The organism is Allobosea sp. P4_E12, from assembly GCF_056401655.1.
Map to the genome: position 1 here is coordinate 178,196 of NZ_JBFUIY010000007.1, position 15,490 is coordinate 193,685.

A 15,490-nucleotide genomic window follows, 5' to 3' on the forward strand; every position below is an offset into this window, starting at 1 on the left:
TCAGCGGCTGTCATCAGGCCGGCAGCCTGGCGAGGTCCGGCTTGCCTGCCCGCCCTCTGAGCCAACCAAGGTTCGGCGCGATCAGGCGAATGAAGTCGTCGATGATCTGCTCATAATCCTCCGCTTCGAAATTATAGGGCAACTCAAGACGCAACTCGTCGACCGCGCGCAGCACTGGGTCTTGCAACAATGCGATCAGGATCTGCTCCGATGTGCCGATGAGATCCGGAGCGAACTGGGTTCGGCGTTCGCCCTGCGGTTTCAGGGTGCGCTCATGCCGGCTGGCGGCGTAATCGCGATAGCGACTGCGGGTCTTTGCATCGGCCCCGTCGAGCGGGACGATAACACGGCCAACGGCAATGCGTGGCTGATGCTGGGCCTGCCAGCTGCTGCGATAGAGAGCGAGCTGACGCAGTTGGGCCTCGAAGAAATTGTCGGTCTCCTCGCCGATATTGATGTTGCCGACGAGAAGGTTGAAGCCGTTCTCCCCGGCCCAACGGGCTGAACGCAGCGATCCTCCGCCATACCAAAGCCGTTCACGCAGCCCCGGTGCGTGCGGTTGGATACGCGGCCGCAACCGCCCTGCCGCCGATGTGATGAAAGTCTCGTCGTCGCCGAGATAGGCGCCGTCGAGATTGGCTGCGAGGCGGGCGACACGCTGATGCGAATAGTCTGAATCTGTCCGGTCTCCGTCGAGGAAGCGCTGACCCAACAGCTCGGCATACGACGGTGGCCCGGCGCTGAGGCCGACATTGAGGCGCCCATGTGCGAGTACGTCGACAAGCGACAGGTCCTCGGCCAGCCGGAACGGGTTCTCGTAACCGATCTGGATCACGGCGGAGCCGATCTCGATGCGTCGAGTCCGCTGGCTTGCAGCGGCCAGAAAGACACTGGCCGAGGAGACGCCGGGTTCGAGATGGCGTTGGCGCACCCAGGCGCTGTCGAAGCCGAGCCGTTCGCCGAATTCGAAGAGCTGGAGGGTGTCCTCCAATCCAACCAGTGGAGCGTCGTCGCGGTAATTGCCGGGCGTCAGGAAGCCGATCCGGCTAATCGTGAGCGGAGTGGCGGGCATGATGAACTCACAAGGCATTGGGGGCGTCGGCTTCAGGACTTGGGCAAGCCTGGCGGATTGGTCTCGGAGCGCTCCAGAGCCTCTTCCTCAAGTCCCCAGCGCGCGAGCGCCTGGCGGTACTTGTCGGTGGCGATCAGGCCATTGGTGGCGGCAGTCAGCGCGTCGACGAGACCGCTGCCTTTGCGCGTCGTAATCGCGACATCCGATTTGAGAGGCCAGCCGGCGCTGAGAGTGCCGGCTCGCCGGATGTTGCGGTCGCGTGCGGCGATGAAGACCAGTTGAGCATGCGGCTGGACGATGACGTCGGCGCGGCCGGCGAGCAGTGCGATCAGTTTGGTCGGCTCGTCGTCGTAATAGTGCAGGTCGAGTGGCTTGAGCCCGGCTGCGACATTCAACTTGCTCCATGCGAGCAGGATGCGCTCCTGGTTAGTGCCGGCGCCGACGATGATGCGCAGGCCTGCCGCGTCCTTGGGTTCCCTAATGGACGTCACCGGGCTCTCGGCCTTCACATAGAAGCCGTGCAGGCCTTGCCGATAGGTGGAGAAGTCGAATTTCTCCTTGCGCTGCTCGGTGACGCCGACATTCGAGATCACCGCATCGTATTTGCCCGAGGCCAGGCCGAGCGGCCAGTCGGCCCAGGCGATCGGCAGAAGATTGAGCTTCAGGCCGAGGCTGTCGGCGATGAGCTGGGCAAAGTCTGGATCGGCACCGACGACGGTCCTGGCGTCGGTCGCATAGGTGGCGAGCGGCGGGCCGCTCGGGCTTATCGCGACGGTGAGCGAGCCCGGCTCGACGAAGACAAAGCCCTTGGGGATGGCCTTGATTGCCTCGGGGTTCCGTTCGGCGCGAAGCCTGCCCGGCTGCTCCGGGCCGAGATCGAAGGGCTGCGCGAGGGCGGGGGCAGAATTCCAGTAGGTGGTCGCCGCCCCAAGCAGCAGCGAGAGAATGGCTCGTCGCCCGATCATGATCGTCCTTCCAGTTCCAGAATTGGCCGCTTCGCTAAAGGACGTCAGCGCCGCCGCTGTCGCGCGGCGGCGCAAGGGCCTCAGCTCTTGGGCAGGCCGGGCGGGTTGGTGGTGGATTTCTCGACCGCCTCTGGGCCGAGATTCCAGCGGGTCAGCGCCTTGCCGTAATTGCCGTTTGCGATCTGGGTGTTGAGGGCATGGGTGATCGCTTCCGCCAGCCCGTTCCCCTTGCGGGTCGTCACCGCGATCTCGGCCAGCAGCGGCCAGCCGCCGCTGAAATTGCCCGCGAGTCTGGTCTTGCCTTCGCGGGCGGCCTTGAAGCTGAGCAGGGCGTTGGGGCCGAGATAGACGTCGGCCCGGCCTGTCTCGAGTGCGAGATAGAGCACGACGTCGTCGTCGTAATACTGCACCTCGACCGGTTTCAGGCCTTGTTTGAGGTTCTGCTCGTTCCAGCGCAGCAGGATTTGCTCCTGGTTGGTGCCGGAACCGACGATGACCTTGAGTCCGGCAACATCCTTGGGCTCCGTGATGGTGATCGGGTTGCTGGCTTTGACGTAGAAGCCGAGCAGGTCCTTGCGATAGGTGGAGAAGTCGAACTTCTCCTTGCGCTGTTCGGTGACGGTCACATTGCTGATTGCGGCGTCGTATTTGCCGGAGGCGACACCAAGCGGCCAGTCGGCCCAGGCGACGCTGACGATCTCGAGCTTCCGGCCAAGACTGTCGGCGACGAGCTGGGCGATGTCGGGCTCGGAGCCGACCAGCGTCCTTGTGTCGGTGCCATAGGCGCCGAAGGGAAGGCGCTGCGAGGCGATGGCGACGGTGAAGACGCCATCCCTGGCGAATTTGGCGTCCTTGGCGACCAGCTTGAGTGCCTCCTCGTTCCTCTCCGCACGGGGGCGGCCGGGTTGTTCCGGGCTGAGATCGAAGACCTGCTGGGCTATGGCAGGGACGGTGAGGAAGGCGGCTGCTGCGGCGAGCGCGCCGAAGCCGAGCGAAAGGGATCTGGTCCTTGCGGCCATGCTGAAAACTCCATGCGAGGGATCGGGACAGGCTCGGATCATCGGGGGAAGCGCAGGTCCCGCTGCGCTCGCCGGTTCTGGCCAGGCGCTAGAGAACCTTGGCGAGGAACTCGCGGGTCCGCGGGTGGTCGGGAGCCCCAAAAACCTTCTCGGGCGAGCCGGTTTCGAGAATGCGGCCCTGCTCCATGAAGACGACCCGGTCGGCGACCTCCCGGGCGAAGCCGATCTCATGCGTGACCACGATCAGCGTGGTGCCGGAGCTGGCGAGTTCCTTGATGACGTCGAGCACCTCGCCGACCAGTTCTGGATCGAGCGCCGAGGTCGGCTCGTCGAAGAGCAGGACCTTCGGCCGAAGTGCGAGGGCGCGGGCAATAGCCACGCGCTGCTGCTGACCGCCGGAAAGCTGGCGCGGATAGGCTTCGGCCTTCTCGGAGAGGCCGACGCGGGCCAGCAGTTCGCGCGCCTGGGCGACAGCCTCGTCACGGCCGATGTTCCGCACCGTGATCGGTGCCTCGATGACGTTCTCGAGCGCGGTCAGATGCGGGAAGAGGTTGAAATTCTGGAACACCATGCCGACATCGACGCGGCGCTTCAGGATATCCTTTTCCTTGAGCTCATAGAGCGTGTCGCCATCCTGGCGGTAACCGATCAGCTCGCCGTCGATCGAGATGAAGCCATCATCGACGCGCTCGAGATGGTTGATCGCACGCAGGAGGGTCGACTTGCCCGAGCCGGACTGGCCGAGGATGACGGTGACGCTGCCGCGCGGGATGGTCAGGCTGACATCGTCCAGCACCTTGAGCGGGCCAAAACTCTTGCTGACGGCCTGGATGCGAACCTCGCCGCCGCTGCGGGCGAATGAGGCCCAACTCACCGGCGTGCCCGCTTCTCGCAGAAGGAGCGGGGCCGATGTCGCGACCGGCACCTGCGCCACGGCCGGGCTTGCCGAGCGACGCAGTTTTGCAAGGGCATTGCCGATCAGGGAGGGCGGCGGATTGCGCAGCGCGCCCTTCGAGTAATAGCGCTCGATATGATGCTGGATGAAGGACAGGACGCTGAGGATAACCAGATACCAGACGGTCGCGACCATCAGCAGCGGGATCACCTCCAGATTGCGGCGATAGATGATCTGGATCGTGTAGAACAGCTCCGGCAGCGCCAGGATGTAGACCATCGAGGTGCCCTTGGCCAAACCGATGATCTCGTTGAAGCCGGTCGGCAGGATGGTGCGCATCGCCTGCGGCAGGATGATGCGCGAGGCCTGGCGTGAGCGCGGCAGGCCGAGTGCGGCTGCGGCTTCCAACTGACCCTGATCGACGGAGAGAATTCCGCCGCGAATGATCTCGGAGCAGAAGGCCGCCTGGTTGAGCGCCAGCCCGAGCACCGCTGCCGCGAATGGCGTAAGCAACTGGGTGGTCTGGTAGCTGAAGAAGGAAATCTCGGTGAACGGTACGCCGAGCGTGATCGTCTCGTAGAGATAGCCCAGATTGTTCAGCACCAGCAGCAGCACGATGAGCGGGATCGAGCGGAAGAGCCAGACATAACCCCAGGAGAGCGAGCCCAGCAGGGGCGAACCGGAGACCCGCGCCAGCGCCAGCGCCGTGCCGAGCAGGAAGCCAAAAGTGGCGCCGAGCAAGGTCAGCAGCAGGGTGCGTCCGAGGCCGGCCAGGACCGGCTCGGCAAAGAACCATTCGGCGAAAACGTCCCAGCCCCAACGTGGGTTCGAGAGGACCGAGTTCAGGATCGCGAAGATCACGATCACCGAGAAGACGGTTCCGACGGTCCGCGCCGGGTATTTCGCCGGCACGATACGATAATGCGCGTTGTCGCTCTTTCGCGCGGGTTGCGGCGGCGGCGCATCAAGCGCGCGAAAATCAGTGGTCAGGGTCATGTCAGGTCTCGTCGGGAGTCTGGGGGCGGTCTGACCCGCGCTCTGTCGGATTGGAGGCGCTCAGGCCGCGCTGGCGGCACCCGGCCGTTCGCTGGCCGACGCATGCGGCAGATGCCCGGCGAGCGGGCCGAGCTCCTTTTCAAAGGGGAGCTTAAGATGGACCTCGGGATCGACCGTGATGTCGAAGAGTGGGCGATAGCCGGTCTGCAGGTAGAGTTCCTTGGCTTCGGGCTGCCGGAAGCCGGTCGTCAGGTAGATCCTGCTGTAGCCCTGGCGCTGGGCCTGCGCTTCAAGTTCCTCGACCACCTTGCGGGCCAAGCCCTGGCGACGGAAATCGGCGTGGGTCCAGATCCGCTTCAGCTCGGCCGTGTGCCGGTCGTGGCGCATGAAGGCCCCGCCGCCGATCGTGCGCCCATCGCGAACGAGCAGGACGAAATTGCCATCCGGCGGCGCAAACAGCTCGGCCGGATAGCGGCTCATCTCGGCACCAGGCGGCTCTCCGAAAATGCTGCCATAACGGGTCGCGTATTCCCAGGTCAGCGCTTCGATCAGGGGCTGCGAGCGCGCGTCGAGCGGCGTGGTGTAAATGAAGCTGTCGGCCATGATGGGCTGCCTTTCCGGCGGGTTCAGGAGAGGTAGGCCTGCGCCAGCGCGACCCAGTAGGTCGCCGCGGGCGCCAGGGTGGCGTCGTTGAAGTCGTAGTGAGGGCTGTGCAGGGGTGCGCTGTCGCCGTTGCCGACGAAGAGGTAGCTGCCGGGGCGAGCCTCCGAGATGAAGGCGAAATCCTCGCTGGCAGTGCGTGGCCTGAAATTCCGTTCGATCCGTTCTTCGCCGAAGGCCGCCACCGCAACCTCGCGTGCGAAGGCGGTTTCCGCATCGTGGTTGACCAGCGCGGGGAAGCCGAGCCGGTAGCGGACCTCGGCCCTTGCACCAAAACTCTCGGCCTGGGCACGCACCAGCGCCGGAATGCGCTGCTGCAACTGCTCGCGGACCGTGCTGCTGAAGGAGCGGATCGTCAGCCTGAGCTCGACGCTGTCGGGGATGACATTCGAGGCGGTGCCGCCATGGATCGAGCCGACTGTGACGACGGCGGCCTCCAGCGGGTCGATGTTGCGGGAGACCACGCTCTGCAGCGTCGTGATCACCGCGGCGGCGGCAACGACCGGGTCGACCGTCTCATGGGGAGCGGCTCCGTGTCCCCCCTTGCCGAGCACAGTGATATGGGCCTGATCGACCGAGGCCATCGCCGGACCGGCAATGAAGCCGAATTGTCCGGCCGGAACGCCCGGCCAATTGTGCAGGCCGAAGACGGCGTCGCAGGGGAAACGCTCGAACAGCCCCTCCTCGATGAGCTTGCGGGCGCCGGCGCCGATCTCCTCGGCGGGCTGGAAGATCAGGGTCAGTGTGCCTGAGAAGCGCCCGCTTTCTGCGAGATAGCGCGCTGCCGCAAGCAGGATCGCCGTATGCCCGTCATGGCCGCAGGCATGCATCGCGCCGGCATGGATGCTGGCATGGGCCAGGCCCGTTGCTTCCTGGATCGGCAGAGCATCCATATCGGCACGGATGCCCAGTCGACGCTCGCCGTTGCCGCGCCGGAGCGTCGCCACGATGCCGGTGCCGGCGAGCCCTGTCGTGACCTCGTAGCCCCATCCGGCGAGGTGCTCCGCGACGAGTGCGCTGGTCCGCTTTTCCGCGAAGGCGAGCTCGGGGTGGCGATGAAGATCGCGGCGCAATGCGATGAACGCGTCGGCGAAGGCTGCGACGCCTCGGGCCGCGTCTTCGCGCTCTTGCTGGCCGATGCCGGGTGTGTGAAAGGTCATGTCCTTGCCCCGGCTCAGCCGGCCGAGCGCGCCAGCGCGGCCTGCTGTGGCGCAGGTTCGCCAACTTGGCGGCTTTCCCGGCGCGGCAGACCGAGATGGTCGCGTAGCGTGGTGCCGGGCAGGCTGCGGTCATAGACGCCGCGCTCTTCGAGCACCGGGATGACGAGTCGGGCGAAGTCGTCGAAACCCTCGGCAATCACGGGAAAGCCCAGGATGAAGCCATCTGCCGCCTGCTGTTCGACGCGGTCGATGATCCGTTCGGCGACGGCCCCGGCGGTGCCGATGAAATCGGTCCGCGGTGTGGTGGCTTCGAGAGCGACCTCGCGCAGGCTCAGGCCCTTCAGGGCCGCATTGCGCTTGATGCGGTCCGTGGTCGAGCGGAAGCTGTTCTTGCCGATCTCGCCCAGCTCGGGGAATGGCTGATCGAGCGGGTAGGTGCTGAAATCGTGTTGGTCGAAGAAGCGGCCAAGATAGAGCAGGGCCTCGTCGATCGAGACGAGGTCGCGGATGGCGCGGTATTTCTCCTCGGCTTCCCGCTCGGTCGCTCCCACGATCGGGCCGATGCCCGGGAAGACCTTGATGTCGCTCGCGCTGCGGCCATGGGCGATGGCGCTGTTCTTGATGCTGCGATAGAAGCCCTGGGCCTCCTCGAGTGCGACATTGTTGCTGAAGACGGCATCCGCGTGCTTGCCGGCAAGCCCGATCCCAGCGTCGGAGGCGCCTGCCTGGAAGACGACCGGCTGCCCTTGCGCGGAGCGGGAAATGTTCAGCGGCCCCTCGACCTGGAAGAAGCGGCCCTTGTGCCCCAGCGTGTGGAGCTTGGCCTTGTCGAAGAAGACGCCGTTCTCGCGGTCCCGCGGGAAGGCATCGTCGTCYCAGGAATCCCAAAGGCCCTTGATGACATCGAGATATTCGGTGGCGATCTCATAGCGGAGGGCATGCTCCGGATGCGGCCGGCTATAGTTGCGGCCCGAGCCTTCGAGCGGCGAGGTCACCGCATTCCAGCCGGCGCGCCCGCCCGAGATCAGATCAAGCGAGGCGAACTGGCGCGCGATGGTGAAGGGATCGCTGTAGGAGGTCGAGACGGTGCCGACGAGGCCGAGCTTGCTGGTCGAAGCAGCCAGCGCCGACAGGATCGTCAGCGGCTCGAAGCGGTTCAGGAAATGCGGGATCGACTTGTCGTTGATGTAGAGCCCGTCGGCGACAAAGGCGAAGGCGATGCCGGCACTCTCCGCCTTGCGCGCGGTGCGGACGAAGAAGTCGAAATTGACGCTGGCATCGGCAGGGCTGCTGGGATGGCGCCAGGAGTTCATATGGCTGCCCGGGCCCTGCAGCATGATGCCGAAAGTGATGGGTTTCTTGCTCATGGAACGTGCTCCGGTGGAGAAAGTGGTCAGGCCGCGGCCGTCAGGACTTCGTCGGCGAGCAGCGCGATCGACGCGAGCCGCTGCTGCCGGGCGGCTGCCGGCGTATCGAGGATGAATTCAGCGATGCCGAAGCGCCGGTGCAGCGCATCGAGCTCGCGCCGGACCCGGCCCGGCGTGCCGGCGACGATGCTCGGGCGGCGCAACTCCGTGCGGTAGGAGGTCACGCCCGCTTGCCGGGCGTATTCCGCGGCCTGCGCTTCGCTGCCGACATTGAGAGCCTGACCATCGTTGAGGTAGAGACGCACGATCTGCAGCCCGTCCGCGATCCGTTCGGCTTCCACGTTGCTCTCGGCGGCCAGCGCGGTCACCGCGAGGAGCGGCGTGCCAGGGCCTCCTGCATTGGCGAAGGCCTCGATGCTTGCCTCGATCGCTGCGTGATCGCCATTGAGCTGACCGGCAAAGACGAACTGCCAGCCCTGTTCGGCGGCAAGTCGCGCGCTTTCCGGGCTGCCGCCGAGCAGGAAGCGCTGCGGCACCTCGGGCGGGATTGGCGCTACAAGGGGCCGGTCGAGGGCCTGGCCAGCGTCCGTTCCGTGATCGAGATAGGCGCCGAGTTGGCGCAACTGCGTGCCGAACTCGCGCCGGACGGCGGGATCATGTCCCCATTGCAGCGCGCGCGTGGCCAGTGGCAGTCCGCCCGGCGCCTTGCCGATGCCGAGATCGACCCGGCCCGGTGCGAGTGAGGCGAGGACGTGGAAGTTCTCCGCCACCTTGTAGGGGCTGTAATGCTGGAGAAGGACGCCGCCCGACCCGACCCGAATGCGCGAGGTGCTGGCCAGGATATAGGCCGCCAGCACTTCCGGAGAGGAACTGGCGACGCCCGCCATGCCATGATGCTCGGCGAGCCAGAAACGGTGATAGCCCCAGCGCTCCGCATTCTGAGCAAGTGCGACCGAGCGGGCGAGGGCGATGCTGCCGGTCTCGTCGTCGAAGACGGGGCTCTTTTCGAGCAGGCTGAGGCGATAGGTCATTGGAGCGGCCTTCGTGAATGCAGGTCTGCGTGCGGGTTTGGGGCGGGTGGAATCAGAGCGCCCGCAGGCCGAGCGCCGCCGCGGCCTCGTCCGCCATCCAGCCGAGGCGCTCGTAGTCGCCCCGCCAGTAGACGAGGGCCGCTTCGTCGGCGCCGAATCTGACGGCCCGCACGCGGCCGATGACGATGCTGTGGGAATGGCGCTCGATCAGTTCCTCGACTTCGCAGTCGAGGGAGGCGAGCGTGCCCACCAGGAGTGGGGCGCCGGTTGCGGCGGTGGTCCATTCGGCGTGCCGGAAGCGCTCGACGCCCTTCTCGCCGTTCCGTCCGGCGAAGCGATCCGCGATCTGCTTCTGCGCCGCATTCAGGAAGTTGATGCCGAAGGTGCGATACCGCTGCAGGGTCGGATAGCTCGACGATGTGCGGTTGAGTCCGAACATGACGGTCGGAGGCTCGGCCGAGAGCGAGGCGACCGAGGTCGCCGTGAGGCCGGTCCGATCCTCGCCTGCGCCGGTCGTGATGACACTGACCCCGCCAGCGAGGTGGCGGAAAGCGGCACGGAATGCTGCTGCTTCGTCGCGAATCGTGGGCGAAGCTGTTGGCAAGCGCGTGACGATGCTCATGGGGAATCCTTCAAGCCATGCGGGCGGGTTTGGACGCAGCGATCTCGCAACGGCTGTCGATCAAGCCGTGCGTTCGCCGACCGAGCCGGCCAGCGGCCGAGCCGAAAAGAGGGGTGGTGGGACGTTCCGAGCGGGCCAGAACACTGTCTGACCCAAATCCGAGGCGTCGACGGTGTTCGGCATGGCTCCGCCCCGGCCGAGCTGAGCGGCGTTACCCACGCGGGATCAGGAGGAGCGGGGCGCGGTGCCGTTCAGGCCCGGCACGCAGGAGCGTTCAACATCGATGCGCCCGATCAGACGCAGTTTTATGAATATAAAGTGGAATTCTCTTCGATGTTGATTCAGTCATGAACGTGTCTCCAGCAATCGGGAGCCCACGAATGCATTCGTGGTGCTTTTAGCTTTGGTGACGCGGTGCAAGCTGCTCCAGCAAATCCCGCGATCGACACCGTCGATACTATGATCATTCTGCATCAGGTTGCTTCGGTCAATGAAACGTCTTTTCAAAGATCGCTCTCGAACCGGGATAAACGCCTCTGGACGGCGAGGTGCTCGAAAGGCTTTGCCTCATGCGCTGGACGTACGTGACCTGCGGGGCATCCCGCCTTCGTCAGCGCGCAACTCCGACATTGCTGGCGCACCGGCAGCGCGCTGGGCAGAGACGCAAGGTCACCATTCCAGCTTGGCGAACACTCGCAAGATGGCTGCCCTGGCTTTCATCCAACAGTCATCCCGGCGTCATCCAGGCGACCTAGGCAGGCGGCCTCACAGCTGGATTGCCGAGAATGAAACGCCAGAATGTTCTCCTGATCGTCGTCGACCAATGGCGCGCCGATTTCATACCGCATCTGATGCGGGCCGAGGGGCGCGATCCCTTCCTGAAGACGCCGAATCTCGATCGCCTTTGCGCGGAGGGCGTGACCTTCCGCAACCATGTCACGGCCTGCGTGCCTTGCGGTCCGGCCCGGGCCAGCCTGCTCACCGGCCTCTACCTGATGAACCACCGCGCCGTGCAGAACACGGTGCCGCTCGACCAGCGCCATTTCAATCTCGGCAAGGCGCTGCGCGCCATCGGCTATGATCCTGCGCTGATCGGCTACACCACGACGACGCCCGACCCGCGTGCGACCTCGAAGAACGACCCGCGCTTCCTCGTGCTCGGCGACCTGATGGACGGTTTCCGTTCGGTCGGCGCCTTCGAGCCCAATATGGACGGCTATTTCGGCTGGGTGGCGCAGAACGGCTTCGAACTGCCGGAAAAGCGCGAGGATATCTGGCTGCCGGAGGGCGAGGACTCGGTGCCGGGCGCGACCGACAAGCCGTCGCGCATCCCCAAGGAATTCTCCGACTCGACCTTCTTCACCGAACGCGCGCTGACCTATCTGAAGGGGCGCGCCGGCCGGCCGTTCTTCCTGCATCTCGGCTATTATCGTCCGCATCCGCCCTTCGTTGCGCCGGCGCCCTATCACGCGATGTACCGCCCGGAGGATATGCCCGGGTTGGTGCGGGCGGAATCACCGGAAGCCGAGGCGGCTCAGCATCCGCTGACCAAGTTCTACATCGACTCGATCAAGCGCGGCTCCTTCTTCCACGGCGCAGAAGGCTCGGGCGCGACCTTGGACGAGGCTGAAATCCGCCAGATGCGGGCGACCTATTGCGGCCTGATCACCGAGATCGACGACTGCCTCGGCCGGGTTTTCGCCTATCTCGACGAGACCGGGCAGTGGGACGACACGTTCATCGTCTTCACCAGCGATCATGGCGAGCAGCTCGGCGACCACCACCTGCTCGGCAAGATCGGCTTCAACGACGAGAGCTTCCGCATTCCGTTGGTGGTGAAGGACCCGCGCGGAGCGGATGAGCGTCGCGGTGCGATCGAGGCCTCCTTCACCGAGAGTGTCGACGTGATGCCGACCATTCTCGACTGGCTCGGCGGCGAGGCGCCGCGCGCCTGCGACGGGCGCTCGGTGATGCCGTTCCTCAGCGAGGGACGGCCGGCGGATTGGCGCAGCGAGCTGCACTACGAATACGATTTCCGCGACGTGCACTACTCCCAGCCGGAGCAGGTGCTGGGCCTCCACATGGATCAGTCCAGCCTCTGCGTGATCCAGGACGAGCACTACAAATACGTCCATTTCGCCGCGCTGCCGCCGCTCTTCTTCGACCTCGCCAAGGATCCGCACCAGTTCGTCAATCTGGCCGAGGACCCGGCCTATGACGCCCTGGTGCGCGACTATGCCCAGAAGGCGCTGTCCTGGCGGCTGATCCATGCCGACCGGACCCTGACCCATTTCCGCTCCGGCCCGCGCGGGCTCGAGGAGCGCGCTCCCAACGCCACCCCCTCAGGAGATGAACAATGGTCGGTTCCTTCACGCGTCGCGGCGCAATAGCGCTCGGCGGCTCGGCCCTCATTCTGCCGCGCTTTGCGATCGCGCAGGCCGATAACCGGCCCTCGATCACCATCGCAGTGCAGAAGATCGCCAATTCCAACACGCTCGACGTGCTGCGCGAGCAGTCCAATGTCGGTGAGCGTGTCTTCTTCTCGTCGATCTGGGAGGGGCTGATCGGCCGCAACTGGCTCGGCAATCTCGAGACGGTTCCCGGTCTTGCCACCGAGTGGAAGCGCATCGACGACAAGACCGTCGAGCTCAAGCTGCGCCGCGGCGTGAAGTTCCATAACGGCGATGAGCTGACGGCGGAGGACGTCGCGTTCTCCTTCAGCAAACAGCGCATGTTCGGCGACACGCAGCCGTCGCAAGGCAAGACGATCTCGGTCGACTTCGTCGTGGGTGGTGGCCGCGCCAACAAGGAACTGCCGGCGGAAGTGCCGGCGGTGGCGCGCCGCTCCTGGCCGGCTCTGCTCGGCATCGAGATCGTCGACAAATACACGGTGCGCTTCGTCAACGGCACGCCCGACGTGACGATGGAGGGCCGCATCTCGCGCTATGGCAGCGAGATCATGAATCGTCGCGCCTTCGAAGAGGCGAAGACCTATAGCGACTGGGCGACCAGGCCGGTCACGACAGGCCCCTACCGGATCGCCGAGTATCGCCCGGACGTCTCGCTGTTGCTCGAGGCCCATGACGAGTACTGGGGTGGCCGCCCGCCGCTGAAGTCGATCCGTTTTGTCGAGGTGCCGGAGACGGCGTCCCGCATCAACGGGCTGCTCTCCGGCCAGTACCAGTTCGCCTGCGACATCCCGCCGGACCAGATCTCGCAGATCGAGAAGAATCCCGCCTTCGAGGTACAGGGCGGGACCATCCTCAATCACCGCCTGACGGTGTTCGACAAGAACCATGCGCAGCTGCAAAATCCGCTGGTTCGCCGCGCCATGACACATTCGATCGACCGGCAGGCGATCGTCGAATCGCTTTGGGCCGGCCGTACCGTCGTGCCGAAGGGGCTGCAATGGCCCTATTATGGCGAGATGTACCACGCCGATTGGGCGGTGCCGGCCTTCGATCTGAAGCTGGCGCGCGAGCTGGTCAAGCAGTCCGGCTACAAGGGCGATCCGATCCCCTATCGGCTGCTCAACAACTACTACACCAACCAGACTGCCACGGCGCAGGTCCTGGTCGAGATGTGGAAAGAGGCGGGGCTCAACGTCGAAATCCAGGTCAAGGAGAACTGGCAGCAGATTCTCGAGCGCACGCCGACCCGGGCGGTACGCGACTGGTCGAATTCGGCGCCCTTCAACGATCCCGTCTCCTCGATCGTCGCCCAGCACGGTCCAAACGGCCAGCAGCAGCAGGCCGGCGAATGGCGCAATGACGAGATGAACACGCTCTCGGTCGAACTCGAAACCTCGACCGACCGCGCCCGCCGCAAGGCTGCGTTCCGCCGCATGCTGGAAATCGCGGAGCGCGAGGACCCGGCCTATACGGTGCTGCACCAGAACGCGACCTTCACGGCCAAGCCCAAGGCACTGGCCTGGAAGGCCTCGCCGGCCTTCGCCATGGATTTCCGCGCCGAGAACTGGGGCGGCCGGAGCTGAACGCAGTCTTATCGCGGCGCGCCCCGAAAGGGCGCGCCGTTTTCTGTTTCCGATGACTTCTGGAGGGTTCCTTGACCCATCTGACACGCCGCCATGCGCTTGGCCTCGGCGCGGCCTCGACTGGTGCCCTGATCCTGCCGCGCTTCGCGATCGCGCAGGCCGATAACCGGCCCTCGATCACCATCGCGGTCCAGAAGATCGCCAATTCCAACACGTTGGAAACGCTGCGCGAGCAGTCCAATGTCGGCACTCGCACCTTCTACAGCTATGCCGAGAGCCTGATCGATACCGACTGGGCCGGCGACCTGTCGCTCCGGCCGGGCCTCGCCACGGCCTGGCGCCGCATCGACGACCGCACCGTCGAGCTGACGCTACGCCAGGGCGTGACGTTTCATAATGGCGAGACCATGACTGCCGAGGACGTCGCCTTCTCCTTCGGCTCCGAACGGATGTGGGGCGGAGCGGGGCAGGCGGGCTCGGCCGGGCTATTCGGTTCGGTGACTGCCGGCGCCGCCGGCAAGCAGCCGCCCGCCGAGGTGGTGGCGGTGGCGAGGCGAGCCTTCCCGGGCTTCGAGAAAATCGAGATCGTCGATCCGCAGACCGTTCGCTTCGTCAACAAGACACCCGACGTGACGCTCGAAGGCCGTATCTCGCGCAATGTCGGCATCATCGTCTCGCGCAAGGCCTTTGCCGAGGCTGGAAGCTGGCTCGACTGGGCGCGCAAGCCCGTCGGCACAGGGCCCTATGGGATCGCCGAGTTCAAGCCGGACCAGTCGCTGACGCTCGTCGCGCATGACGCCTACTGGGGCGGCCGGCCGCCGCTTAGGCAGATCCGGTTTGTCGAGGTGCCGGAAACGGCGTCCCGCATCAACGGTCTGCGTTCGGGCGAGTATGACTTTGCCTGCGATATCCCGCCTGACCAGATCAGCGAGATCGAGAAGAACCCGCGTCATGAGGTGCTCGGCGGCCTGATCGCCAATCACCGCCTGACGACCTTCGACAAGACGCACCCGCAGCTCGAGAACCCGCTGGTGCGTCGGGCCATGACCCATGCCATCGACCGCCAGACCATCGTCGATGCGCTCTGGGGCGGGCGCACCCGCGTGCCCAAGGGCCTGCAATGGGAGTTCTACGGCGACATGTTCATCGCCGATTGGGCGGTCCCGGCCTTCGATCCCAAACTCGCCCGCGAACTGGTGAAGCAGTCGGGCTACAAGGGCGACACGATTCCTTACCGGCTGCTCAACAATTACTATACCGGCCAGGTTTCAACGGCGCAGGTGCTGATCGAGAGCTGGCGCGAGATCGGCCTGAACGTCGAAATCGAAAGCAAGGAGAACTTCCCGCAGGTTCTGGCAAAGGGGCCGACGCGGGCGGTACGCGACTGGTCGAACAGCGCCGCCTTCAACGATCCTGTCGCCTCGATCACCGCCCAGCACGGCCCGACCGGCCAGCAATGGCAGATTGGCGAATGGCGCAACGACGAGATGGGCAAGCTGTCCGACGAGCTTGAAACTTCGACCGACCGTGCCAGGCGCAAGGCGATGTTCCGCCGCATCCTGGAAATCTGCGAGCGTGAGGACCCCGCCTATACCGTGCTGCACCAGACAGCGAATTTCACGGCGAAGCGCCGGGATATCCAGTGGAAGGCGGCACAGGCCTTCGTCATGGATTTCAGGGCGCGCAATTGGGGCGGGATCCGCTCGTGA

12 protein-coding genes are annotated in these 15,490 nt (G+C 65.2%); 3 read left to right on the plus strand and 9 right to left on the minus strand.

Annotated features, from left to right (window positions below; translation table 11 throughout):
• Positions 1 to 13: 13 nt before the first annotated feature.
• From AC1DW9_RS11290 to AC1DW9_RS11330, 9 genes are all read right to left on the minus strand, one after another.
• Entirely contained in the window at positions 14 to 1,072 is a 1,059-nt protein-coding gene (locus tag AC1DW9_RS11290; protein ID WP_441489795.1) for an LLM class flavin-dependent oxidoreductase, read from the minus strand.
• Between the two features lie 32 nt (positions 1,073 to 1,104).
• Positions 1,105 to 2,037 (minus strand): ABC transporter substrate-binding protein, encoded by a 933-nt coding sequence (locus AC1DW9_RS11295; RefSeq protein WP_441489796.1) that lies wholly within the window; start codon positions 2,035 to 2,037, stop codon positions 1,105 to 1,107.
• 80 nt (positions 2,038 to 2,117) lie between these two features.
• The gene (locus AC1DW9_RS11300) at positions 2,118 to 3,056 is read right to left on the minus strand and encodes an ABC transporter substrate-binding protein (RefSeq protein WP_441505901.1); all 939 of its coding nucleotides are present in this window, start codon (positions 3,054 to 3,056) and stop codon (positions 2,118 to 2,120) included.
• An 88-nt stretch (positions 3,057 to 3,144) separates the two neighbouring features.
• A complete protein-coding gene (locus tag AC1DW9_RS11305; RefSeq protein ID WP_441489798.1) occupies positions 3,145 to 4,947 on the minus strand; it encodes an amino acid ABC transporter permease/ATP-binding protein in 1,803 nt (600 codons plus the stop codon).
• Between the two features lie 60 nt (positions 4,948 to 5,007).
• Positions 5,008 to 5,550, minus strand: a complete 543-nt coding sequence (locus AC1DW9_RS11310; RefSeq protein ID WP_441505900.1) for a GNAT family N-acetyltransferase — start codon at positions 5,548 to 5,550, stop codon at positions 5,008 to 5,010.
• A 23-nt stretch (positions 5,551 to 5,573) separates the two neighbouring features.
• Positions 5,574 to 6,767, minus strand: coding sequence for a M20 aminoacylase family protein (locus AC1DW9_RS11315; RefSeq protein WP_441489800.1), 1,194 nt, complete (start codon positions 6,765 to 6,767; stop codon positions 5,574 to 5,576).
• 14 nt (positions 6,768 to 6,781) lie between these two features.
• A complete protein-coding gene (locus AC1DW9_RS11320; RefSeq protein ID WP_476855088.1) occupies positions 6,782 to 8,134 on the minus strand; it encodes an LLM class flavin-dependent oxidoreductase in 1,353 nt (450 codons plus the stop codon).
• Between the two features lie 26 nt (positions 8,135 to 8,160).
• Entirely contained in the window at positions 8,161 to 9,165 is a 1,005-nt protein-coding gene (locus AC1DW9_RS11325) for an LLM class flavin-dependent oxidoreductase (protein WP_441505898.1), read from the minus strand.
• Positions 9,166 to 9,217: 52 nt separating this feature from the next.
• Positions 9,218 to 9,787, minus strand: coding sequence for a flavin reductase family protein (locus AC1DW9_RS11330; RefSeq protein WP_441489803.1), 570 nt, complete (start codon positions 9,785 to 9,787; stop codon positions 9,218 to 9,220).
• A 785-nt stretch (positions 9,788 to 10,572) separates the two neighbouring features.
• On the opposite strand from AC1DW9_RS11330, the gene pehA reads away from it, so the two are divergent.
• The 3 genes from pehA (at position 10,573) to AC1DW9_RS11345 (ending at position 15,490) form a co-directional block, all read left to right on the plus strand.
• Entirely contained in the window at positions 10,573 to 12,177 is a 1,605-nt protein-coding gene (gene pehA, locus AC1DW9_RS11335) for a phosphoric/sulfuric ester hydrolase PehA (RefSeq protein ID WP_476776327.1), read from the plus strand.
• Positions 12,144 to 13,781, plus strand: coding sequence for an ABC transporter substrate-binding protein (locus AC1DW9_RS11340; RefSeq protein ID WP_441505897.1), 1,638 nt, complete (start codon positions 12,144 to 12,146; stop codon positions 13,779 to 13,781). The genes pehA and AC1DW9_RS11340 overlap by 34 nt, the downstream gene beginning before the upstream one ends.
• A 71-nt stretch (positions 13,782 to 13,852) precedes the next feature.
• On the plus strand, positions 13,853 to 15,490 hold the full coding sequence (locus AC1DW9_RS11345; protein ID WP_441505896.1) for an ABC transporter substrate-binding protein: 1,638 nt from the start codon (positions 13,853 to 13,855) through the stop codon (positions 15,488 to 15,490).

Coding starts and splice junctions, on each gene's coding strand:
- AC1DW9_RS11290 (WP_441489795.1), bottom strand. CDS start 1,072: ATGCCCGCCACTCCGCTCACGATTAGCCGGATCGGCTTCCTGACGCCC.
- AC1DW9_RS11295 (WP_441489796.1), bottom strand. CDS start 2,037: ATGATCGGGCGACGAGCCATTCTCTCGCTGCTGCTTGGGGCGGCGACC.
- AC1DW9_RS11300 (WP_441505901.1), bottom strand. CDS start 3,056: ATGGCCGCAAGGACCAGATCCCTTTCGCTCGGCTTCGGCGCGCTCGCC.
- AC1DW9_RS11305 (WP_441489798.1), bottom strand. CDS start 4,947: ATGACCCTGACCACTGATTTTCGCGCGCTTGATGCGCCGCCGCCGCAA.
- AC1DW9_RS11310 (WP_441505900.1), bottom strand. CDS start 5,550: ATGGCCGACAGCTTCATTTACACCACGCCGCTCGACGCGCGCTCGCAG.
- AC1DW9_RS11315 (WP_441489800.1), bottom strand. CDS start 6,767: ATGACCTTTCACACACCCGGCATCGGCCAGCAAGAGCGCGAAGACGCG.
- AC1DW9_RS11325 (WP_441505898.1), bottom strand. CDS start 9,165: ATGACCTATCGCCTCAGCCTGCTCGAAAAGAGCCCCGTCTTCGACGAC.
- AC1DW9_RS11330 (WP_441489803.1), bottom strand. CDS start 9,787: ATGAGCATCGTCACGCGCTTGCCAACAGCTTCGCCCACGATTCGCGAC.
- pehA (WP_476776327.1), top strand. CDS start 10,573: ATGAAACGCCAGAATGTTCTCCTGATCGTCGTCGACCAATGGCGCGCC.
- AC1DW9_RS11340 (WP_441505897.1), top strand. CDS start 12,144: ATGGTCGGTTCCTTCACGCGTCGCGGCGCAATAGCGCTCGGCGGCTCG.